The organism is Oceanobacillus sp. CFH 90083, assembly GCF_009389585.1.
Lineage (GTDB): Bacteria > Bacillota > Bacilli > Bacillales > Amphibacillaceae > Oceanobacillus.
Genome location: NZ_VIYG01000001.1, coordinates 392,979 through 419,523, shown reverse-complemented (window position 1 = coordinate 419,523; position 26,545 = coordinate 392,979). Strand labels below are relative to the sequence as shown.

The window sequence follows — 26,545 nt, the reverse complement described above, 5'->3', positions numbered from 1 at the left end:
TTATAGCTCTATACAGATGTGGAATAAATAGATATAGTTATAGATGGAAAAAGACTATAAAGGATGAACGTTGTATGGCAAAAGTAAAGAACACGACAATTTTAGACGCTTATCGCGGACAAAAAACAGATTACACACCAGCCTGGTTTATGCGTCAGGCTGGAAGGTCACAACCAGAGTATCGGGCACTAAAAGAAAAGTATTCTCTTTTTGAAATTACACACCAGCCAGAGCTTTGTGCGTATGTTACAAGACTTCCGGTAGAAAATTATGGCGTGGATGCAGCCATTCTTTATAAAGATATTATGACGCCGCTTCCTGCTATCGGAGTTGATGTAGAAATCAAAAGTGGTGTTGGTCCGGTGATTGACCAGCCAATTAAAACGAAGCAGGATGTTGACAAACTGGGTGAGATAAACCCGGAAACGGATGTTCCATACGTTCTGGATACGATTCGTCTGCTGACAGAGGAGCAGCTGGAAGTGCCATTAATCGGCTTTTCTGGAGCACCGTTTACATTGGCAAGCTATATGATTGAGGGAGGCCCCTCTAAAAACTATACGAAAACCAAAGCATTGATGTACCGTGAGCCGGAGACGTGGTTTGCATTAATGGACAAATTGGCACAAATGATTATCCGTTATGCAGAAGCGCAAATAAAAGCTGGTGCAAGCGCTATTCAAATTTTTGATTCTTGGGTCGGCGCATTGAATGTAGCAGATTATCGCTATTTTATTAAACCGGTGATGACGGATATTTTTTCCGCATTAAAAAAGTATGATGTTCCGCTGATTACCTTTGGTGTAGGAGCAAGTCATCTGCTTTTAGAGTGGAATGATCTGCCGGTAGATGTCATCGGTCTGGATTGGCGCACTTCTGTAGAGGAAGCGAGAAGTCTCGGGGTCACGAAAACATTGCAAGGGAATCTGGATCCTGCTATTTTACTTAGTGATTGGGAAATAATTGAAAAGAGAACGAAAGCAATCCTTGACCAGGGATCGAATACAGAAGGGTATGTTTTTAATCTTGGCCATGGTGTTACACCGGATATTAAGCCGGAAACGTTAAAGCGGCTGACAGATCTTATTCACAGCTATTCCAAACAAAAATGAATAGTGTTCAAATCTGGACCTGTTTAAATTAGATTTAAACTTTGTCTGGAAAGTAGATTCATAAAAATATATACTTTTCCAGCTTTTGAACAACAAAATGTAACGAGGTGTATTGGGAATGGGAAAGAAAAAATTAGGACTATTAGTAATGGCGTACGGAACGCCGTATAAAGAAGAGGATATTGAACCTTATTACACACATATTCGTCATGGCAGAAAGCCGGATCCGGATGCGCTGCAGGATTTAAAGGATCGTTATGAAGCAATTGGCGGCATCTCCCCTTTAGCAAAAATAACGAAGGAACAAACGTATGCACTGGAAAACAAGCTGAATGAAGTACAGGATGAATATGAATTTAAAGCATATATCGGCTTAAAGCATATTACGCCATTTATTGAGGATGCCGTAGAAGAAATGGCAAAGGATGGGATAAAAGAGGCGGTATCTATCGTTTTAGCGCCGCATTACTCTACATTCAGTGTAAAGTCTTATAATGAACGTGCCAATCAAACAGCAGAAAAGCATGGTATCAGCATTGAATCTGTTCAGGATTGGTATACAGAACCAGGGTTTATTGATTTCTGGGCTAAAGGTGTGAAAAATACATTTGCGAAAATGCCTGAGGAAGAAAAGGATCATGCTGTGTTAATCGTATCTGCACACAGTCTTCCGGAAAAAATTCTTCAGCACGGAGATCCATATAAGCAGCAATTAGAGGAAACAGCACAATTATTAGCGGAAGCTGCAGAGGTAAAAAATTATGAAGTGGGCTGGCAAAGTGAAGGAAACACGCCAGATCCCTGGCTGGGACCGGACGTTCAGGATTTAACAAAGGAATTATATAACAAAGAAGGGTATAAAGCGTTTATTTATACACCAGTTGGTTTTGTAGCAGATCATCTTGAGGTTCTATATGATAATGATTATGAATGTAAAGTAGTCTGTGATGAAGTTGGAGCAAGCTACTATCGTCCAGAAATGCCAAATGCGCGCCCAGCGTTTATTGAAACATTGGCAAATGTGGTGCTAAAGAAAGTGAAGCGTGCTGCGTAATGAATAAAAAAAGAGTTGTCATCATAGGCGGCGGCATAACAGGGTTATCTGCTGCCTATTACCTTCAAAAACAGGTGAAATCAGCAATGCTGCCGATTGAAATTGCACTGGTTGAAGGCTCTGACCGGCTCGGTGGACGGATTCATACGATAAAAAAAGATGGCTTTACGATTGAAAAAGGACCCGATTCTCTTTTAGCACGAAAACCGGCTGCAATGGAATTGGCGGAAGAATTAGGTATACTTGATCAAACAAAACGTAATTCCACCGGCCAATCCTTTATGCTGCTTAAAAGTAAGCTGCATAAAATGCCAAAAGGGGCATTTATGGGCGTGCCGAAAGAAATTGGACCGCTTCTCCGTTCAAAGTCATTCACGCTGACAGGAAAAATCCGCGCCTTAATGGATCTGGTCATGCCAAAGAAAAAAAACACAGAAGATGAATCACTTGGACACTTTATGCGCCGCCGTTTTGGCGATCAAATCGTTGATAATCAAATTGATCCGCTGCTTTCCGGAATTCACTCGGGCGATATTGATCAAATGAGTCTTCAAGCAATTTATCCTATTTTCGGGAGAATGGAGCAGGAATACGGCAGTGTGATGAAAGGCCTCAGTAAAACGATGCCGAAGCCTGAAAAAAACAAAAATGCTAAAACAACGCAAGGCCAGTTTTTCTCTTTCACAAACGGTTTGCAGACACTTGTCGACACGCTGGAAGCAAAGCTTGATGCAGTTGAAATCATCCGTGAGAATAAAGTAAACCATATCGAGAAAAAAGCAGCAGGCTATCATCTTCTGTTAGATTCTGGTGAAGTCTTAACAGCTGATTTCGTTTTGCTTGCCGTACCGCATACACAGGTTCCCGGCATGCTGAGCAAGCATCAGCCTTTGCAGGAACTATTTGATATTCCGGCGACATCGACTGCGAATGTTGTACTCGCCTTTGATGAAAAACAGATCAAACGTGATTTGGACGGAACAGGCTTTCTGGTCACCAGAAATAGTAATTACCGCATTACTGCATGTACCTGGACCCATCGTAAATGGGAAGGAACAGCACCGGAGGGAAAAGCTTTATTACGCTGTTATGTCGGCAAGCCTGATGATCAGGATATTGTAAACGAAACAGATGAGACGCTGGTTGATATTGTCATAAAAGATTTAAATAAAGTAATGAAAATCAAGGGACAGCCTTTATTTTATGAGATCACCAGATTTGTTGATGCCAGGCCGCAGTATCATACCGGTCATTTGGAGCTTGTCAGCCGGATTAGAGATTATGTAACTCATCAACTCCCAGGCTTAGCATTAATCGGCAGCTCTTATGATGGAACAGGGATTCCTGACTGTATCGAGCATGGGCAAAAGGGTGCTGCATTGGCACTTCAAGCATTAACAGAAAATAAATAGGTTATCAAAACAGCTATGGAATATATGATTCTATAGCTGTTTTTCATATGGAAAAATTGTAATGAATGATAGAATAAAAGGAAATAATTTATTTTTAAATAAAGAGGCTTTAAGAAATTATCAGACAGTACAGATCTAATGAATGAAAAAGAGGGGAGGGAGCAAGGTGCTCAATTATCAGGTGAATCAAGATATTATACTTTCCTTGCTGGAAGAAAATGATGCACAAAGCTTATTTGGATTAGTAACAGCCAACAAAGATTTTTTAAGTCAGTGGTTAAGCTTTCCCGCCATTACAAATCAAGTAGAAGATTCACAGGCTTTTATCAAAAGGTCTTTATTTCGTTTTGTAAATAAAGAAGGTTTTTGGGTCGGAATCTGGTATCAAGGGAGCTTAGCCGGTTCGATTGGATTTTTATATTTTGATTGGAAAGTAAAGAAAACAGAAATCGGATATTGGCTGGCAGAAACATATACAAATAAAGGAATAATAACACATGCCTGTACAGCGATGGTGAATTATGCCTTTAATGAACTGGAATTAAATAAAGTGGAAATAAAAGCAGCGGCCAAGAATATAAGAAGTGCAGCTGTCCCAAAAAGGCTTGGATTTCAATATGAAGGAACCATTCGGGCAGATGAAGTGATAAGAGGGACATTCCATGATCGGGAGGTGTACGGGATGCTGAGAGACGAATGGAATGGATAAGATTTAGTACCATTGACCCAGATTCCTAGAGGTAATTTAAGCAAGGTTTTAATACAAAAAGCCGGACTGAATCTCTCAACAGTCCGGCTTTTATAGTTTACAATTTTTACTCAGAATAGCTTTCGATTAATTGATCAATCAAAGAGCCGACATAATCAACAGCTATCTCAATATTTTCTGGATTAGACATATCGATACCTGCATCCTTGATTAAGTCAAGCGGCTGTTTCGTTCCGCCTGCTTTTAGTACGTTCAGCCAGTCGTCAACAGCCGGCTGCCCTTCTTCACGGATGCGCTTTGCCATGGTTGTAGAAACGGTTAAGCCGGCAGAGTACGTATATGGATATAAGCCCATATAATAATGCTGCTGCCGCATCCAGGTTAAACCTGCACCATCATCAAATATGACTGTATCACCCCAGAAGGATTCTAATACATTGCGTTTTTCCCTGCATAAAACATCGGCAGTTAATGGAGTACCTGCTTCAGCAAGGGCATAAACCTTGCGCTGGAATGCGCCTTCCAATAAATGTGTAATAAAGTTATGGTAGTAGGTTCCTAATAATTGCGTGATAATCCAGCGTTTCATCCGCGAGTTATCTGTATTTTGATCCATTAAATGATCCGCGAGCAGCAATTCATTTAATGTCGATGGTGCTTCAATAAAATAGGTTGACGGGCGTGTATTAAAAAGCGTCTGGTACTTGCCGGCTAAATAGAAGTGACCGGCATGGCCTAATTCATGTGCAAGAATAAAGGCATTGCGCATTTTATCAGCCCAGGTTACAAGAATATACGGATGTGCTCCATATGGACTGGCACAAAAGGCGCCATTTGCTTTGCCGACATTTTCAGCTCGGTCTACCCAACGGCTGGATAATGCTTTTTCCATTCCTTCTATATACTCTGGTCCCATAATCGTCAGCGCATTTAAAATGGTTTCGGAAGCTTCTTCATAAGATGTACTGGGGTTAAAAGAAGGGTCTAATGGTGCTTTTAAATCACAAAAGCGCAATTCCTTGAGTCCCAGTTTTTCCTTTAATAATTTCGCATATTTCTGCATATGCGGTGCTAATTTTTCTTGAATAACATCTAATTGATTATGATACATTTCTGTTGTTACTTGCTGCGGTGCTAACAGCATATCTGTCACAGAATCATATTTTCTTAATTTTGCAAGCTGTACTTGTTTGGTAATCTCTGTCTGATATGTTGCAGCATACGTATTCTTATATTGCTCCAATGTTTTTATAAACGAGTCGTATGCATTTCTTCTTAGCGCAGTGTCCTCTGAATACTCATAGCTTTCTTCGTATAATGGTTCACTCATCGGCTGTGTATTTCCCTTATTATCTATCACTGATTCAAATTGCATATCGGATTGCTTACTGCGTGAAAAGATATTATGCGGAGCGTCTAATACTTCGCTTAAAGCAGATAGTGCCTCCTCTAGTTCAGGGGAAAGGATATGTTCCTTCTTCTCCAAAATATCAAATAAATATTTCCGGTATGTTTTCAGCTTTGGTTCATCGTCTATAAACTGTTCTATATCAGATGATGTTAAGGTAAGAAGCTCCGTTTCAAAGAAGGAAAACTTTGAGCTAATGGTTGCGAGTGCTGCACCACTTTTTGCTGCTGCGCTCTGATTAGCGGGATCGCTGCCATCTGCACTTGCTAATAAATTCGCATAAACAGCAACATGGATCACCTTTTGCCGGTAAGCCTCTGCTGCTTCCAAAGCTTCTGCCAAAGTGTTTGCGTTTTCAGAAAGCTTTCCTTTAAAAGCAGTGATCCGGTCAACCTCTTCAACAATTTCCTGCAATCCTTTTTCCCAGCTTTCTTTGTTGGGAAAAAGATCTGTTAAATCCCAGGTTTCTTCTGTTGGAACATCTTTCCGGTATTGTCTGTTTGTTTCTGACATCATCATTCCTCCTTTAAATACTTGAAATATTGCTGTTTATAAAAGAAAATAAAAGCATAGCAATATTTTTATTAATTAATTCGATTACCTAATTAATTATAGTACAGGAAGAGAAAAAATTATAGTTTTTTCCACTTAAGCGATGTATAAAAGTAGGAACGAATCTTTTTGGCTGGAGAAGTCACTGCAGTTTGGAAGAGATATTGTGGCGTAGCAATAACGTAAGAGCTATAAGTAAAATAAACGCTCATTAATAAAAAGCAAATGGTAATAAGATGCCAAAAAAAAGAATAGCCCAATATAAATCGGCTATTCAGGAGAAGGATTTTGTCACTTATGGGAATTCACATTTATTAAACAGAGCGATTATTACAGTAATTCACAACTATTTTTTTTTACTGGTTATATTAACGCCCTGGATAATCACAATCATCACAAATATTGCCATAACAATCTGCTTTTTCATGCATCATTGCATTTCCACATTTTGCACATTTCTTTTTTGGCAGATTTTTAAAAAATTCGATAATTCCAGTCATTTCGATTCCTCCTAATATTTTAATTGATTTAAATCTATTGTACTATAACAGATTATCGATGTCAACACTGTTTTGATACAATTTTAGAAAATTTGACTGGAACCAAGCTTTTAGGTGACAGCCTTAGTTACGCTTTCATCGACTAAGTACAGTCACGTCGTATGACCAGCGTCGATACTAGGACATCGTGTCCGTCATACTTTATTCCTTAAATTCTTTATACTTAAAGTGAAAAAAATATTAAAAGGAGCTGTTTTATAATGAAATTGACTATTGTCGGCTTTTGGGGAGGCTATCCAAATAAAGATGGCGCCACGTCAAGCTATTTATTAGAAAAGGATAATTTTAAATTGGTGTTGGATCTGGGAAGCGGAGCATTATCCAAGCTGCAAAAATTCGTATCTGTACCGGAATTAGATGCAGTGGTTTTATCGCATTATCACCATGATCATGTAGCAGATATCGGTGTATTGCAATATGCAAAGCTGATTGATTATTATGTAAATAATAATGAAAAGAAGTTAAAAATTTATGGCCATACAGAAGATAAAGAAGGTTATCAATCCTTATCCCACCAATACACAGAAGGAATAGCTTATCACCCTGATAAAGTATTAAACATAGGTCCTTTTCAAATCTCTTTTTTAAGAACCGTGCATCCGGTTCCGTGCTTTGGGATGCGTATTACAGATGGTAAAAAGACAATTGTATACACTGCCGACAGCAGCTATACAGAAGCATGGATTCCATTTGCAAGGAATGCAGATGTACTTATAACAGATTGCAATTATTTTAAGGGGCAGGATGGTACAGCAGCCGGGCATATGAATAGTGAAGAGGCAGCCCGCATTGCGCAAGCTGCCAATGCGGGGCGTTTAGTGCTCAGCCATTTACCACAATTCGGTGTACTAGAACAGTTGCGGAAAGAAGCGAAACAGATTTATACAGGTCCGATTTCATTGGCGGAGGAAGGTTATGTTTGGAAATAAACTGTAGATGGTTATTTTGATTTGCAATTACTTATGCGTTAAAATAAGACTTATGAACACAAGGGAGGAATTACGTTGAAATTTATTGATAATAAAGGAATTACAGATCCCCGAATTAACCTGGCTATTGAAGAATATATTCTTGAAAATTTTGGTGAGCAAGATACATATCTATTATTTTATGTAAATAGTCCTTCCATTATTATTGGACGAAACCAAAATACAATTGAAGAAATTAATACGGACTATGTGGATGAAAATAATATTAAAGTGGTCAGACGTCTTTCCGGCGGCGGCGCAGTTTACCACGATGAACAAAATTTGAATTTCAGCTTTATTACAAAGGATGACGGGGAGAGCTTTCAAAACTTTGCTAAATTTACACAGCCTGTGGTTGATGCTTTAAATAACATTGGTGTTCCAGTTGAATTACAAGGCAGAAATGATTTGGTGGTAGAGAGCAGAAAAATCTCTGGTAATGCGATGTTCTCTACACGGGGGCGTATGTTTAGCCATGGAACTTTAATGCTGGATTCACAATTGGAGGAGTTAACTAAAGCGTTAAAGGTAAAAAAGATTAAGATTGAATCCAAAGGTATTAAATCTATTCGCAGCCGTGTAGCAAATATCGCTGAGTATTTGGATCACCCAATCTCTATGGATGAATTTAAGGAATTAATTTTGCGCTATATCTTTGATGTAGAGGACGTGAAGGACGTTCCCCAATATGTATTAACCGAGGAAGATTGGGCAAAAATCAATGAGATTTCTGAAAAACGCTATCAGCAATGGGATTGGAATTATGGAAAGTCGCCTTCATTTAACTATCAGGAATCTAAAAAATTCCCGGGCGGACTTGTCGATGTCCGGTTGGATGTGAAAAAAGGCATTATTGAGAATTGTATCATTTACGGTGATTTCTTCGGGTTAGGTAATATCAAAGAATTAGAGAATGCTTTGACAGGTATTCGTCATAATCGTGATGCTATTAAAGAAGCAGTAGATCAGGTCGATGTTTCCCATTATCTTGGAAGAATTTCTAAAGAAGAATTTTTAGAGCTGCTGTATTAACTGCATCATTATCATTTAAACACTATCAAGAAACTTCATTCTGTAAAGTAGTAATATACTATACAGAATGAAGTTTTTTATAGGTACAAAAACCTGTATTTATCAAATGTTTTTTCTTTTAATTTTAAAATAATACAAAATTTTAAAATTAAATGTATCTTTTTCTATGGTTAGCTGCTATAATAGTTCTAAACTCATCCATATCACTAGGGGATAAGGAGGAATTTTGGAATGAAAATGAGAGAAATCACCCCTTACACCATGGCAGTATTATCTGATAAAGACGAGAATGGAAAATATGTTACTCGTGTTTTAGAAGATGAGGTAGAGTATGTATTAGAAGGCAAACCAACAAAAGTTATTGAATACGCATGTGCCTATTTTGGATCTGACTTAAAAGGCAGACAAAATGGCATTAAAAGTATTTCTGGTATTACACACAAAACACCAATACCCATTGATCCAAGAAACAGAATGTATTTTTTTCCTACGAAATCCCCATCCCATGAAAGCTGTTCCTGGATATCACATACCCACATTGATACGATAAAAAGAATAGACAGTAAATCGACGGAAATTTCATTTAAAAATGGAAGAACAATCAAATTAGATGTTTCCCACGGCATTGTTATTAACCAAATACAGCGAACTGCTCAAATTCGCTATCTGATGGATGAGCGGGGCAGTGTGTTTGATTAATTATCCACATTAATGAAGTCAGAGAAAGGCTGAATGATTGACTGAAATTCTTCGCTCTACCTTCTTTCATCTAGCTTCCCTTAGAAGACACCGTACACAAAAGTTATAAAAACTACCTAGAATAAAAATCGGTTTCTAACTGGCTGCGCATAAAATAATGCTATTTCCTAAGAATAGCATAATGAATACTTCATCATTTATTTCTATGATCAAAATAAGAACAAAAAATAGCCCCTGGTGATAGTTTGAGTTTTAATTAGCAGAGAAGTTTATACTTTTCAAAAAAACTGCAGTAGCATATAATCATCAATAAGATTGTTGGGACTTTAAGGGAGACTGACCGCATGTACGTAATGAACATTACATTTTCAAACTGGCAGGCATTTTTAAGAGAAGAAGGCTGGGAGGAATTCATTCGTCAGCTGTTGGAGCAATATGAAGGACTTGGTCCGTTACCTGGTATTGCACTGCCTTTTTTAGAGGCGTTTTTACCATTTTTACCGCTTATTGTATTTGTGCTTGGAAATGCCGCGGCCTATGGATTATTTGAAGGCTTTCTTTATTCGTGGCTTGGTGCCAGCTTAGGTGCTATTCTTGTATTTCTGGTGATTCGCCGTTTAGGGAACACAAAACTTTTAAAACGGATACGCCATAACAAGCAGGTATCCAGAATTACAAATTGGGTAGAAAAACATGGGTTTGGACCGTTATTTTTATTATTATGTTTCCCGTTTTCTCCATCTTCTGTTATTAATGTTGTGGCAGGGTTGTCTAAAATCAGTATCTATCCGTTTATGCTGGCTGTGCTGTTAGGGAAGACCGTGATGATTTTTTCTATTTCTTATATTGGCTCCAGTATCATGGAATTTGCACAAAAACCAATACGTACCATTGTAGTAGGAATAGGTATTGTCATTTTCTGGATATTTGGAAAATACTTAGAGAAAAGACTGCATAACAAAGTGGATAAGCATCATTCGCTACAGGAGAAAAAGTAAGTCCTTATTGCAGCTTAATATAATGGAGATTATGTAAGAGAAATCAATGAATTCACATTTTAAATCATAGACGGATACTTCTAACTGCGGACGGGTCAAAGATTAAAATACTTTGCTTTGGGGTATGCTATTAGTAATAAACTAAAGCGAAGGAAGAATAACAGTGAAAAAATATAACTATGTGAGAGTTTCTGTTGTAGCTCTTTTATTAATCGCTGTGTTTTTAATTATTCGGACATCCTTATTTGAAAACTATGTTGTCAATGGAAAATCAATGGAGCCGACACTCTATGACGGAAATTTAATGATGGTCAATACATTTACCAATAATATTACAAATATTCATCGTTTTGATGTGATTGTATTTCATGCTTCAGAAGAAAATGATTATGTGAAACGTGTTGTTGGACTTCCCGGAGAAACCGTAGAATACAAGAATGATCAATTATACGTCAATGGCGAGTACATCTCTGAAGATTTTCTGCAGCAGGAAAAAGAAAATACAGAGGCGACGCCATTAACAGAAGATTTTACGCTTCTGCAAGTGACGGGTGAAAAAACGGTGCCTGAAGACCAGCTTTTTGTACTGGGAGATAACCGTGGGGACAGTTTAGACAGCAGATCTATCGGGTTTGTCCCTGTTGAGAAAGTGGTCGGCAAGGTTGATATCACGTATTGGCCAATCACACAATTATTTAAACAACCGCGCTGACATAGATGAATCTATTCGTGCTATATAATAAGTCTTTCCAGGGATAACAGTGATGTAACAGATGAAAATATAAATTACTATGATTAGGAACAAGCTTCTATCTTTGCTAAAATAAAAGAATAGAAGCTTTTGTTTTGGAATGAAGTACATGAGAGCGTCTTAAGCCTTTGCATATATGTTGAAAAAGGAGTGTGTATCAGATTGACTGTGCGTTTTATTTTAGGCAGGTCCGGTACAGATAAGAGTGAATGGATGATGAAGGATCTTGAACATCATTTACAAAAAGAGCCGATTGGACCAGGAATTTTTTATATAGTGCCGGATCAGATGACCTTTCAATTGGAAAGAGATTTATTTAACCGGGACCATTTAAATGGAAGCATCCGGGCACAGGTTGCCAGCTTTACTCGGCTTGCTTGGAGGGTTTTACAAGAAACTGGGGGCGGTTTAAAGCCTTTTATCAGTTCGGTTGGAACACAGATGATGCTTCGGAAAATTATTGCTGAAAAAAATGGAGATTGGATGGCATTCCAAAAAGCAATGCAAAAGCAAGGCTTTTTGGATCAGCTGGAGTCTGTTATTCAAGAATTTAAAAGATATGAAATTACACCTGATGCACTCCGGTTACAGCAGGACCAATTAAAAAAATTTGTCCATCAATCTCCGGCAGAAGCGGGATTAGTCCGAAAGCTGGAGGATTTTATATATATTTATGAACAGCTTCTTAAGCAGCTGCAGCATGCTTATATGGATAATGAAGACAGATTACAAATATTAAAGGAAAAAATCTCACAGGCTGGCATGCTGGAGGGGGCCCGGATTTATATTGACGGCTTCCACCGTTTTACACCACTGGAAATAGCAGTCATTGCTGAATTAATGAAGAAATGTGCGCAAGTTCATATTGGTTTGACGTTAGATCCTGCAAACACAGAAAATCTTGAGGAGCTGGATATCTTTTATCAGACGAATCAAACCTATCAGCAATTAACAGCTGTCGCAGAAGAAATCGGTGTTTCGCTGGAGCAGCCAGTTTATTTAGATCCAGCATACGATCAATTTAAAGATCGTCCCTATTTTGCCCACTTAGAACAAAACTTTGACGTTCGTCCTGCACCAGAATATAGAGGAGAGGCTCCGATTCAAATAGCTGAGGCAGTGCATCCCCGTGCAGAAGTAGAGGGTGTTGCCGGAGAAATTCTTTCGCTTGTCAGAGATGAAGGATATCGCTATCGGGATATCTCGGTTTTAATCAGACAATCGGAGGTATACGACGATTTAATTAAAACGATTTTTGATGATTATGATATTCCTGTCTTTATTGACCAGAAACGCTCCATGCTCCATCACCCATTCATTGAGCTGATTCGTTCGATGCTTGAGGCAATTGAAAATGGCTGGCGATCTGATGCGATTTTCCGTGTTTTAAAAACGGGTTTGATTCCTGCCAGCGATAAGGAGTTTCCTTTAACAAGTGATGCGATTGATAAATTAGAGAACTATACGATTGAATACGGCATTCGTTACCGGAAGCAATGGCTCGATGATAAGCCATGGAAATATCAGCGTTTCCGCGGTTTTGATCAAGCGGCCCAGACAAGCTTTGAAAGTGAAATGCAAAAAGAACTCAATCACTATCGGGAGCAAATAACTGGTGCACTCCGTCAATTTGACAGGAGCTTTCGCGCTGCGACAAGTGTCAAAGAGCGTTGCGAAGCTATTTTTATTTGGCTGGAGTCCTTAAATGTTCCTGAAAAACTGGAGGAAATGCGTACTTTCTTTGATGAACAGGGAAACCCTGAAAGAGGAAGAGAGCAGCAGCAGGTATGGGATGCCGTGATACAGTTAATGGACGAAATGGTAGAGATAGCTGGTGATGAAGAGCTTGATATGACAACCTTTAATGCATCGATAAATGCCGGCTTTGAGGCTTTGGAATTTTCACACGTTCCACCGACAATGGATCATGTTCTGGTGGGAACGATTGACAGGTCCCGGATGTCTGGTGTCCGTTGTGCTTTTTTAGTTGGTGTAAATGAAGGGATATGGCCAATGAAGCCGGGAATCGATGGTATGATTGACGATGAGGAAAGAGATTTACTGGAGCAAAACGGATTGAAGCTGGCCGATAATGGTAAAAGACAGCTGCTCGATGATTGGTTTTATATCTATTTATCGTTAACAGTGGCTGCGGATAAGCTGATGATTAGTTATCCAATTAGTGATGAAGAAGGTAAAGCAAAGATTCCATCTCAAGTAATCAGCAGAGTAAAAGATTTATTCCCTGTCTGCGGGGAGCATCTATTATTTCAGGATGTGGAGGATACTGCTGATACAACAAGATTTATTACAACCGGGACAAAAACAAGGGCGGCTTTGACAACACAATTTGCAAAACTGCAGCGGGGCTATGAAATAGACGATGCCTGGTTTGCTGTTTACAACTGGTATGTGAAAAATCAATCGCAGTCCAGTATGACCTATCGTATCTTACAAGGTCTGTACTATAAAAATCAGCCGGAACAGCTGCAAAAAGAAACTGCCGAAGCGCTCTATCCAAAGCAAATTAAGGCAAGTGTCAGCCGTCTGGAGTCTTATTACAGATGTTCTTATCAGCATTTTGCGCGTTACAGCTTGAAGCTGCAGGAAAGAGAAACTTATAAATTAGATGCTCCGGATATTGGCCAATTATTTCATGAGGCATTACGTCTCATTACCGAGTGGGTGCAGGATGAAAAGGCAGATTTTAAACAGCTGACGAAGGAATCTTCTGCAAAATATGCACATCGGGCGATTCAGAAATTATCTCCTGTTCTTCAGCATCAAATTTTGCATAGCTCAAATCGTTATACCTTTATTCAGCAAAAGCTGGAAGAGATTATTGCCAGAGCAGCATTTATATTAAGCGAGCAGGCAAGACAGACAGATTTTAGTCCAGTCGGTCTGGAGCTTAGTTTTGGAGAGCAGGATAGCCCGCTGCCACCGCTTGTTTTGCCGCTTGAAAATGGCTATGAGCTGCTTTTGCGCGGAAGAATTGACCGTGTTGATAAAGCACAGCTCCATCAGGATTTATATTTGCGGATCATTGATTATAAGTCCAGCTCCCGGGCTTTAGATTTACTGGAGGTATACTATGGTCTTGCTTTACAAATGCTGACCTATTTAGATGTTGTCCTGACACATTCGGAAAAATGGCTCGGTCAGCAGGCAAACCCGGCAGGTGTCCTGTACTTCCACGTGCATAATCCAATGATTAATCTGGATAAAGAGAAAATAGGCAGTGATATAGAAGCGCAAATCTTGAAGTCTTATAAGATGAGAGGGCTGCTTTTATCAAATGAAGAGATTGCTAAAATGATGGATGAGTCATTAGGTACGGGTACAAGCCACATTATTCCCGCTGGTTTGAAAAGAGATGGTACCTTCAACCACCATTCGAAAATTGCGGATGAAGATACATTTCAGCAGCTTCAAAACCATATTCACGGTTTGCTGAAAAAAGCAGGCCTGGATATGACATCTGGTGGAGTGGAAATTAATCCGTTCTTGAAAAAGGATGCAGAAGCATGTACCTATTGTCCGTTTCACGCAGTTTGTCAGTTTGATCCGGCTTTACAAGGAAATCATTATCGAAAAATAGCCAATATGAAGGAAAAAGAAGTGATTGATCTGCTAAAAGGAGGGGAAATCCGTGGTTAAATGGACAGAAGAGCAGGAGCAGGCAATTTATAAAAGTGGTACGGATATCCTCGTAGCCGCAGCGGCGGGATCCGGGAAAACAGCTGTCCTTGTAGAACGTATTATTCAGAAGCAGCTAAATGAAGAAGCTGCGATGAACATTGATGAATTATTAGTTGTTACTTTTACCAATGCAGCAGCACAGGAAATGCGGGCGAGGGTCGGAGCTGCTTTAGAAAAGGCACTAGCTGAAAAGCCCGACTCACTCCATTTAAAAAAGCAGCTGTCCTTGTTGCAGAGAGCATCTATTTCCACATTGCATTCTTTTTGCTTAGATATTGTACGGAAAAATGCATATATAATTGACTTGGACCCTTCCTTCCGAATTGCCGATGATATAGAGATGGATATGATTAAGCGGGAGGTTCTGGATGAGCTGCTGGAGGACTGGTATGATGACGCAAATACAGAACAGGATTCGTTTTTTGAAGTGGTCAATCGGTTCTCTAACGATAGAAGTGATAGAGATGTAGAAGAATTAATTTTACGGACAGCAAATTTCGCTGTTCAGCATCCGTCTCCAAAAGAGTGGCTCCACCAGCTGACAACAAATTATGACATAGAGGAAGGCTGGACAGAGGAGACCCTTCCCTGGCTGCTGGAAGTAAAAGAAGAAATTGCCAATCAGTTGAAAGCGATGAAGCAGGAGAATGCTTTGGCGATTGCTTTAGCAAGGGACCCGGATGGTCCATATCATTATTTAGATGCCTTGGAAAAAGATATAGCAATGCTGGAAGCTGCGCTGGAAAAGTTAAAGAACTGGGATGAACTGCAGCAATTTGTACAAGATGCAAAATTTGCTGCTTTGTCAAGAAAAAAGGTAGAGGATAACCCACAGAAACGGGAACAGGTGAAAGCTTTCCGGGAAAAAGTCAAAGATAGATGGAATAAAATGAAGGAAAAATGGTTTGTCCGCAGTTTAGCTGCTCATATTCAGGATATGCAGGAAATGGCTCCTGTTTTGAAGCAGATGACTGCGATGGTAGAACGTTATATGGATACGTTCCAGCATCGAAAAAAGGAACAGGCTATTGTTGATTTTAATGATCTGGAGCATTATTGTCTGGAGATTTTAACGGAGACAACTTCGCAGGGTGGCTTCAAGCAGGCTTCTTCCATTGCTTTACAGCTGCAAAAGCAGTTTAAAGAAGTTCTTGTGGATGAATATCAGGATACGAATCTTGTACAGGAGAGTATTTTGCAATTAGTCCGTAACCCGGAAAATAATGGAAATATGTTTATGGTTGGTGATGTAAAACAAAGTATCTATGGATTTCGTCATGCCGAGCCATCTCTGTTCATTGAAAAATATAAGCGATTTGCAGCAGACAATGATCCAGCTGAACGAATTGATCTGAACCGTAATTTCCGAAGCAGGGGCGAGGTATTGATTGGTGCCAACTATTTATTTCGCCAGCTGTTTGATGAAGAGGTCGGCGACATTGCTTATGATGAAGATGCTGAACTAATTTATGGTAATCGGATGTACGACGATTTTCCTTTTCATTCTCATCCGGAATTACTGCTGATTGATTCACCGCAAGGACAGCAGTCCAGCGAGGGAGAAGAAGCAGAGGAGGATTTAGAAAAGGCACAATTGGAAGCACGTGCCTATGCTAAAAAAATACAGGAATGGATTGGTGCTGGAGATAAGGAAAAGCCAATGCAGGTGGTTGATAAGAAGAAAGGTCAGCATAGAAACCTGATGTATCGTGACATTGTTATTTTAATGCGCTCGATGACCTGGGCTCCTGTGATTATGGATGAACTGAAAAAGCAGGGTATTCCTGTTTATGCTGAATTAACATCAGGCTATTTTGAAGCAATTGAAATCAGGGTCATGATCAGTTTATTAAAGGTTGTCGATAACCCGCGCCAGGATATTCCATTGGCAGCAGTCCTGCGTTCGCCAATTGTTGGATTAAAGGAGAATGATTTAGCTGCGATCCGTTTAGCTGATCGGCACGGAACCTTTTTTGATGCCCTTTTAGCATATATAGAAAAAGAAGATAATAATGTAACAGAGCAGCTAAAAGCATTCCAGACATTGCTGAACCGGCTAAGACGATCTGCGCAGCAGGGAGCGCTGTCCGAATTGATTTGGCAAATCTATCGGGAAACAGGTTATTATGATTTTGTCGGTGGTATTCCTGGAGGTAAACAGCGCCAGGCTAATTTACGGGCGCTGTATGATCGGGCCAGAAGTTATGAAGAGACCTCTTTCCGCGGTTTATACCGATTTTTGCGCTTTATTGAACGAATGGAGGAAGAACAAAAGGACTTAGGTGCTGCTCGTGCGCTCAGTGAGCAGGAAGATGTTGTCCGGATTATGACAATTCATAAAAGTAAAGGTTTAGAATTTCCAGTCGTTATCCTCGGCGGTATTGAAAAAGAATTTAATAGGATGGATTTAAATGAGAAGTATCTCCTGCACAAAGATTTAGGATTTGCCAGTAAATTTATCGACCCGGAGAAACGGATTCAATATTCTACCCTGTTCTATCATGCGCTGAGGGAGAGGATAAGAAGGGAACAGCTATCAGAGGAAATTCGGTTATTGTATGTTGCCTTAACCCGTGCTGAAGAAAAGCTGCTTATGGTAGGGACAGTTCATTCTGCTGAAAAGCGGAAAGCAGCGTGGTCATGGCTTGCTCATCATACAGACTGGGTTCTGCCAGCTTATTTCCGGGTTGAAGCAAAGAACTATCTCGATTGGGTGGGTCCTGCACTTATTCGTCATCCGCAGGGAGAAGTTTTGCGGGAAGAGGACATTGGTGCCAGTGTTTTATCTGATATCATGCAGGATCAATCAAAGTGGGATGTAAGCATTCATTTGAGTCAGGATATTGCCTCCTTTGAAAATCAAATACAGGAGAAGCGAGATGCGATAAAAAATCAAATCAGAAACTGGGACTTGATTGAAATGGAGCAGGAAGGCTCACATGCATGGGTTGCCGGCCGCCTTTCCTATCAGTATCCGTATCAGGAAGCTGTGCATGCACGTGCAAAACAATCTGTAACAGAGCTGAAACGCCAGCAGGAGCAAAAAGATACCTATAGTGACGAGAGAATGCTTCCTAATTTGATACATCCAATTACAAAAAGACCGAGATTTCTGCAGACGGAAAAGAAATTAACACCGGCTGAGAAAGGAACGGCGCTTCATACGGTAATGCAGCATCTTCCTTTAAAGGGGGTACTTACGACAGCAGAAGTCGAGGAATTTATTGAAAAACTGGTTCAGGAGGAGAAGATGACCGCAGCAGAAGGAGATAGTGTGTCTGCATCTGCTATTGTAGCATTTTTACAATCAGGCATTGCGCAGAAAATCTTTGCGGCGAGCAGAATCTTTAAAGAGGTGCCGTTCAGTTTAATGCTGCCGGCGGAAAAGGTATACGCTGATTGGCAGCATTCCTCGGATGAAAAAGTGTTAATTCAAGGGGTTATTGACTGCATTATCCCTTCAGGAGACGGCTGGATTATTCTTGATTATAAAACAGATATGATTACAGAAAATATTACTGGGCAATTAGAAGGGAAGCTGAGGAAACGGTATAAAACCCAGCTTGAGCTTTACCGGTATGCCATTGAAGAAATTTGGAAGCAGCCTGTTAAGGAAACATATCTCTATTTCTTTTCTAAAAGGCTTCTTATCAAAGGAGAATAGCCGTGCAACCATATCAAGGAAGTAAACGATTAGAATGGATAGATGTAGCAAGAGGCTTTGCGATTTTGGGAATATTTATGGTTAATATAGGAGCATTTTCTTCTCCTTATTTCCTCTATGGCGGGGCAGAAGAGGCATGGACATCGACCATAGATCAATTCAGCTTGATTTTTATTGATATTTTCTTTCAAGCCAGTTTTTATACATTATTCTCTATTCTTTTTGGCTTTGGTATTCAGATTCAAAAGGACAGCCTGGATAAAAAGGATATTTCTCCGTATGGCTTTTTCGGACGCAGACTGGGCGTGTTGATTGTCTTTGGCGTTATACACGCATTTGCGGTCTGGAGCGGAGATATCCTTTTCACCTATGGAACAATGGGGTTCTTGCTGCTGTTATTTTTATATAGCGGGGATAAGGTCTTAGCAGGCTGGGCAATCGGCTTGCTGGGATTTTCAACCCTCGCTTTAACGAGCCTGCAATATGTAGCAAGAGATTTTATTGATGTAAGTTACACATCAGAGATAGAGCAGGCCTTGCAGAGCTACCGCTCCAGTGATTTTTCCGTTATCCTCACGCAGAATTACCAGGATTGGCAGCTGTCCAATGGTATTTTAGGCTTTTTGCTGTTCCCATTTATTTTTCTGCCGCTGTTTTTATTCGGTATGTATCTGGCGCGTAAGAGATGGTTTCATGATCCATTTACTTATCGGGCTGTATTGAAAAAAATGTGGGTTATCTCACTCGTTGTATTTGTCTTATTTAAAATAGGACCGTATACATTTGGCAACCCTCTCTGGTTTGCCCTGGTTCAGGATAATATTGGCGGTACGGCATCAGCTGTATTTTATTTAACTTCAATGACGCTGCTGTGGCAGAAGCGCAGCTTTCGGAAAATACTTCACATACTGACGCCAATAGGAAAAATGGCGCTAACCAATTATTTACTGCAATCGATTATTTGCTTTTGGCTTTTCTACGGTGTCGGTCTAGGCTTATATGGAGAAATTCGTCCTATTCTGCAAATTGGTCTTGTGATTCTGATCTTTTGCTTGCAAATTACAGGCAGCATGATTTGGCTCCACAATTTTCAATTTGGTCCGGTTGAATGGTTATGGAGATCGGTGACATATAAAAAAATACAGCCAATGAAACGGTAATCATGGCAATTTGTTGACAAAGAAACATTATCATGTCATCTTGGAGCAGAAAATGGTATCATTGTAAACGAATTATTAGTCATTTTTGTTGGACTTTTTGAACATCATTAAATGGTGATTATAACAGGTATCTATAAAAAAGAAGGAGGGGACATAAATGACACATATGCATATTACAGCGTGGGCATTGGGGCTTATTCTCTTTATTGTTGCTTTAGCTTTATATAAGAAAAACAGCAACAAGCCTGCAACCATTGTTCATATGATTTTACGTCTTGTATATTTATTGATTATCATTTCCGGCGGATTATTAACTTGGGATTATATTCAAGGCTACAGCATGCCAACCCTTGGTGAAGCGATTGTAAAAGCTATTGCTGGATTCTGGATTGTTGTGATGATGGAAATGATATTAGTCGGCTCGAAAAAAGGAAAAGCAGTGACAGGCAAATGGGTTCAATTCTTTATTGCACTGATTATTGTTATTATTTTAGGATTCTTCCGGCTGCCAATGGGGTTTTATTTCTAAGGTAAGAACAGCCCGGGCAGTTTCAGGCGAGACGGGATTAACATGATGAAAACAATCATTTTCTGGTTACAGGATAAAATAAAGTGCCTTGGTCAACTGGTCAAGGCACTTTATTTGTTGTTCATACTGTATTTTTAAGGTAAATGTGAACGCTTTTTTACATCATTGCCATGAAGGTATGATTTTTTTAGAAAATAAGTAATAATAGAGAAGAATGAAAATGACAGCTTTGTTATCATTGGGGGAAAATTTATGATTAAAAAATTATGCATTGGACTTGCTGCTATCATTAGTATGTTTCATATACAAGCACCTGCTCATGCACAGGATAAAAATATACATAATGAAGTATTCTATCAGATATTAATTGACCGCTTTAATAATGGTGACCCAAGTATGGAAGGAGAATTAGATATTCATGACCCTTATAATTACCATGGCGGCGATTTTCAAGGAATTATAAATAAATTAGATGAATTGCAGGGTATTGGAGTTACTGCGATTTCGCTGACGCCGATGATGGAAAATAAAGAAAAGGGCTATCATGGTTACTGGATTAATGATTTTTATCAGGTTAACCCGCAGTTTGGCACAATGGAAGATTTTGAGCGGCTTGTATCAGAAGTGCATGAACGTGATATGAAAATAATTATTGATTTTGTATTTAACTATGCTGCGGATAGTCATCCATTAACAGATGATACGGATAAAGAAGATTGGTGGCTTAACGCACCAGCTTCAGATGATGAATGGCTGTCAGAAACGATTCAATTTGATTTAACAAATCCAGATGCTGCTGCGTATATGTTGGATGTTGCATTATATTGGCAGGAGGAAACAGAAATAGATGGATTTAAACTCCATGATGTGGATATAGCACCGCAAGGATTTGTGGAAGAACTGACGGCAGCTTTAAAAAAGAATCGCCCAGATTTTTATTTAATTGGTGATACAGCAGATGCTAATATGGATGAAGCAATGTATTTATTAGAAGATACATCGCTGGATCTCATTAATTATCCAGGTTTGAATCAAGTATTAAGTGAAACCCTGGCAGAGAGTGATAAAAATGTTTCGGAGGTCTATGAAATTTCGCGGGAACAGGAGATAACGGATTATTATAAGCAAATCGATGGTTTTCAGCAGAAACGTTTTACAAATGTTTTCTCAGAAAATCAACGTAATGCAGTAACTGCCTGGACGCTTGCTTTAACCTATATGTACACAACACCAGGGGCAACAATGATTACACAGGGGACAGAAATTCCAATGTACGGGGTGGATGCAGAAGAGTCACAGCGGCTTGTTCCTTTTAATAGCGGAGATGAAGATTTAAAGGAGTTTCATAAACGTATTGCTTCTTTACACAATGAGTTCCCGGCATTAAGGCTGGGAGATTTTGAATATGTCGGTTCAGAGGCGTCCTTGCTGGTATTTCGTCGCAGTTATGAAGATGAAGTGATGTATGTAGCTATTAATAATGGAAGCGAATCAGCTTATATCGATGAAACGAATTTAGAAGCCGGTATGCAGCTGACAGGTATTTTAGAGGATAATTTAGTTCGCGAAAATCAAGAAGGGAACTACCGGATTGGAATACCGAGGGAATCCGTAGAGGTATATCTTTTAGAAGAGGATAAAGGTCTTAATTGGTTATTCATTGGTTTTATTGTTTCTGTCCTTATGTTATTTGTTATTGCTGTTGTACTGTTAAAAAGAAAACAAAAGCAAAGAGAGTATGCAGAGAGTAGCAGAATGATTTGAAATATAATAGAATAAGGAATGTAATAAAAAGCATGTGTCTGATTTTATAGGCGCATGTTTTTATTACAGGATAAAATTGGTATAAAATGACTGTTTTTTCAATGAAATAATAAGTGCTATTTTGGAAGTAGCTTGTTTTAAAGATTTTCTAAAATACGTTGTATAGAAAAATTCCGGGATATAATAGTAAACATCGTACATTTTCCCTATTTATATAGTATAATAAAAGGTGACAGAACAGATATTATTTGTTTAAAGGAGGTGCTGTATATGATGGAGGAAGGTTCCTTGAAGAGAGAATTTTATTTGTTATGCAGAATCGTTGTGTTTGTTATTATTGCTATGTTCATTGTTAAAAACTTCCTTTTATCTCCTTCTGTTGTTTGGGGAGAATCTATGCAGCCTACGTTTGCTGATCAGGATAAAATTATTGTTAATAAAGTAGCTGCTATTGACCGGTTTGATGTGATTGTTTTCCAGGCTCCTGATTCTGATAACTATTATGTGAAACGAGTGATTGGTATTCCCGGTGATCATATCGAGTATAAAAATAATATATTATACTTAAATGGAGAGCTGATCGATGAGCCTTACTTACAAAAGGAAAGCAGCCCTGCCGCGTTGGGGTTTCAAACAGGTGATTTTACTTTAGAAGAACTGACTGGGTATTCAATAGTTCCTGATAACACCTATTTCGTTTTAGGAGACAACAGAGGGAACAGCAATGACAGCCGCTTCTTTGGATTATTAGATGAACAGGCAATTATTGGAGAAGTAACATTTCGTTTTTATCCGTTAAGTGATATAGGCCGTCCAAGATAAACAAGTATGTAAATGGGAAATGACATTTTACATACTTGTTTTTAATTTTTTTATGTAAATCGCTTTTATATACAAACCGTATATGAAGGCGATTTTTAGTATTTTCGTTTAATGGGTCTACAGCTTCAAATAAAATTTGTTGCTGTGTTTGACATATTGTCAACACTCCTCGTATATTAGAATAAGTACAAGAAGAACATTTGCATATAGAAGGGTCTGTATACATAGTGAGTCAACAGATAGGAGATTACATCAAAGAGCAGCTTGAGAAAAAGCAAATTTCCATGCGGGTATTAAGCAAACAGACAGATATTAATATCTCAACCATATCACGTATTATTAATCACAAGCGTAAGCCGACCAATCAGCATTTAGTGGAAATTTCTAAAGCATTGGACGTCCCTTTTGAAGAATTGCTTCAGAAAAACGGACTTCCAATCGAAACCAGAGAGAATAATATCAATGATATTCAAGCTTCTATTGTAATGATTGATCACTTTTTAAAGCAATCAGAAAATCATTATGATTCTTTTTCCATGGAAAAATTAAAACAGAAATTACATGATTATGAGCAGGATGCAGAAACAGAAGCAGGATATCGTCTCATTTTGGATAAATTTCAAAAGAAGAAAGAAAATGTGGGAGATCAAGGGGCTTATATGAAGCAGCTCACCAATTTCTTTCATCGATTTTGTCATAAGAAAGGGACGCAGAAAGAATTAGTATTAATGGGTGCTGCATTAATCTATTTTATCAGCACGGCAGACGTTATTCCTGATTACTTATTTCCAATTGGCTATTTGGATGATGCAATCGCCGTGCAGGTAGTAATGGGCTTCCTTTCTAATAAATATTCGTAATGAGGTTTTTGGGTATGAAACAAAAGAAATATAATCTGGACTACAGCATTATAACCATTTTATTCTTATTATTTTTAATCAGTTTAGCTGCTATATACAGTGGTTCAGGGCAGTATGCACAATCACAGCCCTATTATTTTGTTATCCGCCAAGCTATCTGGTATATTTTCGGTATTTTGATCATGTTGGCAGTGATTTTCTTTGACTATGAGCTTTTAAAGAAACAAGCATTTAAGCTATATGCTATTGGTGTTATTCTTTTGATGGGCGTTCATTTTTTTGGTGTTTTTCGTAACGGTTCTCAGCGCTGGCTGAATTTAGGAGTTTTTGAGATACAGCCGTCTGAATTTATGAAAATATTCCTTATCATCTATTTAGCTGTTTTATTAGAGAGGCATGGTAATCGAAAGCTATCTTTAAAAATGAGTATCCAATTAACAATCAAAGTAATTGCGGCAACATTTATTCCATTTATTTTTATATTTATGCAGCCGGATTTAGGGTCTGCCTTAATCATACTGGCCATTGCGTTTACCATGATTATTGTTTCCAGTATTTCGATTAAAGTCATTTTACCGATCCTTTTTACGATGGTGGCTTTCATTGCTGGTTTGGTCTTCTTATATGCTTATTATATAGATGTTTTTACCCGTTTATTTCAGTCGCATCAAATGGACAGGATTTATGGGTGGTTAGATCCGGCTCAATACGCATCTGATTATGGATATCAGCTTCAGCAGGCAATCATGGGGATTGGTTCAGGGCAATTAAGCGGTGCTGGATTTAATCAGGGAATGCAAATACAAAATGGAAATGTGCCGGAAGCACATACTGATTTTATTTTTACGGTCATCGGAGAGGAATATGGCTTTATCGGGGCCAGTATTTTGATTTTGCTATACTTTCTGCTTCTATATCGCATTACGAAGGTTGCTTATGAAACGGATAATTTATTCGGTGTTTATCTCTGTGTCGGTATTATTGGAATTCTTGCTTTTCAGGTTTTCCAAAATATTGCAATGACGATTGGATTAATGCCAATCACAGGCATCACACTGCCTTTTATCAGCTATGGCGGGAGCTCGCTCGTAACCAACCTGTTAATGATTGGTCTTGTAATCAGTATACAAATTCGATCTTCAAACGATTATTTATTTCGAAAAAAGGCAATTAGTGAATAAAAATAAGGTAAAAAGCTTATCGTGAAATCTTTTAGCCTTATTTATGGTTTATTGCAAATGCAGTTTGGATTCCAGATTCAATAGCACCTTCCATCCAGCCGTTGAAGCTGGACACCTGGTCACCGGCAAAATAAATTCTTCCTGCCGGCGTTTTCATTCCTTCTTCAGCTTGTGCTGCACTTAAAGTGGGATTAAGTAAGCTGAAACAGCCTGCTGAATATGGGTTTAAGCTCCAATTGAAATAAACGAGCTTTTTAAATGCTTGATAAACAACAACGCCATATATTTTTGCTAAATCCTGCAGTATATATTCGCATTTTAACTTAGGTGAAGCACTTATCCAGAGAAGGGATCTTTCTCCCCAAGTGTAACTGACAATCATCACATTTTTTCCTTTTTGACTGGGGATATAGGAAAAACCTATAGGCAGGTCAGTAATGGCATTTCCATATGAATAATCTTCCCAAAAACGATCTTGAAATTCAATACCGATTTTTAGAGAGGGAACATGATTTAATCTGCGGATGAGCTGCCATTTTTGAAAAGAAATCAATTGTTTTGGCTGAATATCGATAAATTGAAGTAAAGGAAAAGGAATGGCAGAAACAACAAAATCCCCCCGAAATGTTGTTCCTTGACTTGTGTGAACACCAACACTGGAAGCGGATGATCCGTCGATAGCGGTAACTCGTTGGTTTAAATAAGTATTTTCCTTGACATGTTGATAGATGGCTAAAGGTAATAAATCATTGCCGTTATTTATCGCAGTGAAGGTTGCATTTTTTTGTGTTAATGGCTCCAGAATAGCTGTTACTATATTTACGAAGCTGCCTTGAGGGAAAGCTTCAAAGCCTGACATAATGCCGATGAGGTACACAGCATTTTTAGAAAGAGATGGGCCGGTGGGGTTATGCAGCAGAAATTCTTCAATCGAATAATTTTTATATAGTTCCCTTAGTGCTTTTTTCTCTGCATCATCTGCCTGCTGATATTGTGTGAGAAAGGGCTGGATAGCTTCATCAAATAGCGCAGCAGCTGTTTTGCCTCTTTCTGTCGGCGGTAAAGGGATTTGTAATATATCGGGGTTTTCCTCATAGGCTTGACGTGTGGTATGGATATGATTAATGAGCAGAATGTCTTCTGGTGTTTCAGTAATAAAGGGATGCGTCTGTAAATGAAATTTATTCAGATAAGCGTGCACTAAATCATGATATGATGGAATTCGCATGGCACCGGCATTAAGATAGTTACCATCACTGAAGGGCTGCCGGATGGTAAAGATTCTGCCGCCAATTCGTTCATTTGCTTCTAAGATGGTGATATCATGCCCTGCTGATTTTAACAAACTTCCGGTAATCAGCCCGGCCAATCCTGCGCCAATAATGATAATTTTTTTCTGTTCGCCCGGATGCTTTAACCCTTCTGAGATGATTTCTAAAAAATCGGCAGGATAGCTAAGTGATTCTGTGTTTCTTTTCATTCATCAAGCACCTCTTCTTATAAGTTATTGACATTAAACTCCCCTTCCAAATGAACTCTATGATAAAATAACAATATTGATTAAAACAAATCATGATATAAAAACATATTATGTGTTATGTATAGTAA

General features: G+C 38.8%; 20 protein-coding genes. 17 read left to right on the top strand and 3 right to left on the bottom strand.

Annotated features, from left to right (window positions below; all coding sequences use genetic code 11):
* The first annotated feature begins 74 nt into the window (after window positions 1-74).
* From hemE to FLK20_RS02005, 4 genes are all read left to right on the top strand, one after another.
* Window positions 75-1,112 (top strand): uroporphyrinogen decarboxylase, encoded by a 1,038-nt coding sequence (gene hemE / locus FLK20_RS02020; RefSeq protein WP_152654885.1) that lies wholly within the window; start codon window positions 75-77, stop codon window positions 1,110-1,112.
* A 118-nt stretch (window positions 1,113-1,230) separates the two neighbouring features.
* Window positions 1,231-2,166: a ferrochelatase gene (gene hemH, locus FLK20_RS02015; protein WP_152654884.1), complete on the top strand. Its 936-nt coding sequence runs from the start codon at window positions 1,231-1,233 to the stop codon at window positions 2,164-2,166.
* Window positions 2,166-3,578, top strand: a complete 1,413-nt coding sequence (gene hemY, locus FLK20_RS02010) for a protoporphyrinogen oxidase (RefSeq protein WP_152654883.1) — start codon at window positions 2,166-2,168, stop codon at window positions 3,576-3,578. The genes hemH and hemY overlap by 1 nt, the downstream gene beginning before the upstream one ends.
* A 166-nt stretch (window positions 3,579-3,744) precedes the next feature.
* Window positions 3,745-4,287, top strand: a complete 543-nt coding sequence (locus tag FLK20_RS02005; RefSeq protein ID WP_152654882.1) for a GNAT family N-acetyltransferase — start codon at window positions 3,745-3,747, stop codon at window positions 4,285-4,287.
* 106 nt (window positions 4,288-4,393) lie between these two features.
* Here the strand turns inward: FLK20_RS02005 and pepF are convergent, their stop codons facing one another.
* Entirely contained in the window at window positions 4,394-6,214 is a 1,821-nt protein-coding gene (gene pepF, locus FLK20_RS02000; protein WP_152654881.1) for an oligoendopeptidase F, read from the bottom strand.
* Window positions 6,215-6,615: 401 nt separating this feature from the next.
* Window positions 6,616-6,747: a protein YhfH gene (yhfH, locus tag FLK20_RS01995; RefSeq protein ID WP_152654880.1), complete on the bottom strand. Its 132-nt coding sequence runs from the start codon at window positions 6,745-6,747 to the stop codon at window positions 6,616-6,618.
* A 260-nt stretch (window positions 6,748-7,007) separates the two neighbouring features.
* On the opposite strand from yhfH, the gene FLK20_RS01990 reads away from it, so the two are divergent.
* The 13 genes from FLK20_RS01990 (at window position 7,008) to rodA (ending at window position 24,937) form a co-directional block, all read left to right on the top strand.
* Window positions 7,008-7,736, top strand: a complete 729-nt coding sequence (locus tag FLK20_RS01990) for an MBL fold metallo-hydrolase (RefSeq protein WP_152654879.1) — start codon at window positions 7,008-7,010, stop codon at window positions 7,734-7,736.
* Between the two features lie 75 nt (window positions 7,737-7,811).
* Window positions 7,812-8,807, top strand: a complete 996-nt coding sequence (gene lplA / locus FLK20_RS01985) for a lipoate--protein ligase (RefSeq protein ID WP_152654878.1) — start codon at window positions 7,812-7,814, stop codon at window positions 8,805-8,807.
* A 231-nt stretch (window positions 8,808-9,038) separates the two neighbouring features.
* The gene (locus FLK20_RS01980; protein ID WP_152654877.1) at window positions 9,039-9,506 is read left to right on the top strand and encodes a competence protein ComK; all 468 of its coding nucleotides are present in this window, start codon (window positions 9,039-9,041) and stop codon (window positions 9,504-9,506) included.
* A gap of 344 nt (window positions 9,507-9,850) precedes the next feature.
* Entirely contained in the window at window positions 9,851-10,504 is a 654-nt protein-coding gene (locus FLK20_RS01975; protein ID WP_152654876.1) for a TVP38/TMEM64 family protein, read from the top strand.
* 163 nt (window positions 10,505-10,667) lie between these two features.
* Complete coding sequence (lepB, locus tag FLK20_RS01970; protein WP_152654875.1) at window positions 10,668-11,216, top strand: signal peptidase I; 549 nt, start codon at window positions 10,668-10,670, stop codon at window positions 11,214-11,216.
* A 201-nt stretch (window positions 11,217-11,417) separates the two neighbouring features.
* Window positions 11,418-14,915: a helicase-exonuclease AddAB subunit AddB gene (gene addB / locus FLK20_RS01965; RefSeq protein ID WP_152654874.1), complete on the top strand. Its 3,498-nt coding sequence runs from the start codon at window positions 11,418-11,420 to the stop codon at window positions 14,913-14,915.
* Window positions 14,908-18,621, top strand: coding sequence for a helicase-exonuclease AddAB subunit AddA (addA, locus tag FLK20_RS01960; RefSeq protein WP_152654873.1), 3,714 nt, complete (start codon window positions 14,908-14,910; stop codon window positions 18,619-18,621). Before addB ends, addA begins: the two co-directional genes overlap by 8 nt.
* Window positions 18,622-18,623: 2 nt before the next feature.
* Window positions 18,624-19,781: a DUF418 domain-containing protein gene (locus tag FLK20_RS01955; RefSeq protein WP_227994814.1), complete on the top strand. Its 1,158-nt coding sequence runs from the start codon at window positions 18,624-18,626 to the stop codon at window positions 19,779-19,781.
* Window positions 19,782-19,938: 157 nt separating this feature from the next.
* Window positions 19,939-20,310 carry a YisL family protein gene (locus FLK20_RS01950; RefSeq protein ID WP_152654871.1) on the top strand — a complete coding sequence of 124 codons (372 nt, stop codon included), beginning with the start codon at window positions 19,939-19,941 and terminating at the stop codon, window positions 20,308-20,310.
* 252 nt (window positions 20,311-20,562) lie between these two features.
* Complete coding sequence (locus tag FLK20_RS01945; protein WP_152654870.1) at window positions 20,563-22,074, top strand: alpha-amylase family glycosyl hydrolase; 1,512 nt, start codon at window positions 20,563-20,565, stop codon at window positions 22,072-22,074.
* Window positions 22,075-22,344: 270 nt separating this feature from the next.
* Window positions 22,345-22,896 (top strand): signal peptidase I, encoded by a 552-nt coding sequence (gene lepB / locus FLK20_RS01940; RefSeq protein ID WP_227994813.1) that lies wholly within the window; start codon window positions 22,345-22,347, stop codon window positions 22,894-22,896.
* Window positions 22,897-23,123: 227 nt separating this feature from the next.
* On the top strand, window positions 23,124-23,756 hold the full coding sequence (locus tag FLK20_RS01935; RefSeq protein WP_152654869.1) for a DUF1232 domain-containing protein: 633 nt from the start codon (window positions 23,124-23,126) through the stop codon (window positions 23,754-23,756).
* Window positions 23,757-23,770: 14 nt separating this feature from the next.
* Entirely contained in the window at window positions 23,771-24,937 is a 1,167-nt protein-coding gene (rodA, locus tag FLK20_RS01930; protein WP_152654868.1) for a rod shape-determining protein RodA, read from the top strand.
* A gap of 37 nt (window positions 24,938-24,974) precedes the next feature.
* Here the strand turns inward: rodA and FLK20_RS01925 are convergent, their stop codons facing one another.
* Complete coding sequence (locus tag FLK20_RS01925; RefSeq protein WP_152654867.1) at window positions 24,975-26,417, bottom strand: flavin monoamine oxidase family protein; 1,443 nt, start codon at window positions 26,415-26,417, stop codon at window positions 24,975-24,977.
* Window positions 26,418-26,545: the final 128 nt, after the last annotated feature.

Excerpts from the sequence above, each read along its gene's own strand:
- hemE (WP_152654885.1), top strand. The coding sequence starts at position 75 with ATGGCAAAAGTAAAGAACACGACAATTTTAGACGCTTATCGCGGACAA.
- FLK20_RS01975 (WP_152654876.1), top strand. The coding sequence starts at position 9,851 with ATGTACGTAATGAACATTACATTTTCAAACTGGCAGGCATTTTTAAGA.
- pepF (WP_152654881.1), bottom strand. The coding sequence starts at position 6,214 with ATGATGATGTCAGAAACAAACAGACAATACCGGAAAGATGTTCCAACA.
- hemH (WP_152654884.1), top strand. The coding sequence starts at position 1,231 with ATGGGAAAGAAAAAATTAGGACTATTAGTAATGGCGTACGGAACGCCG.
- rodA (WP_152654868.1), top strand. The coding sequence starts at position 23,771 with ATGAAACAAAAGAAATATAATCTGGACTACAGCATTATAACCATTTTA.
- yhfH (WP_152654880.1), bottom strand. The coding sequence starts at position 6,747 with ATGACTGGAATTATCGAATTTTTTAAAAATCTGCCAAAAAAGAAATGT.
- FLK20_RS01950 (WP_152654871.1), top strand. The coding sequence starts at position 19,939 with ATGACACATATGCATATTACAGCGTGGGCATTGGGGCTTATTCTCTTT.
- FLK20_RS01980 (WP_152654877.1), top strand. The coding sequence starts at position 9,039 with ATGAAAATGAGAGAAATCACCCCTTACACCATGGCAGTATTATCTGAT.
- hemY (WP_152654883.1), top strand. The coding sequence starts at position 2,166 with ATGAATAAAAAAAGAGTTGTCATCATAGGCGGCGGCATAACAGGGTTA.
- FLK20_RS01945 (WP_152654870.1), top strand. The coding sequence starts at position 20,563 with ATGATTAAAAAATTATGCATTGGACTTGCTGCTATCATTAGTATGTTT.
- FLK20_RS01990 (WP_152654879.1), top strand. The coding sequence starts at position 7,008 with ATGAAATTGACTATTGTCGGCTTTTGGGGAGGCTATCCAAATAAAGAT.
- lepB (WP_227994813.1), top strand. The coding sequence starts at position 22,345 with ATGATGGAGGAAGGTTCCTTGAAGAGAGAATTTTATTTGTTATGCAGA.
- FLK20_RS01925 (WP_152654867.1), bottom strand. The coding sequence starts at position 26,417 with ATGAAAAGAAACACAGAATCACTTAGCTATCCTGCCGATTTTTTAGAA.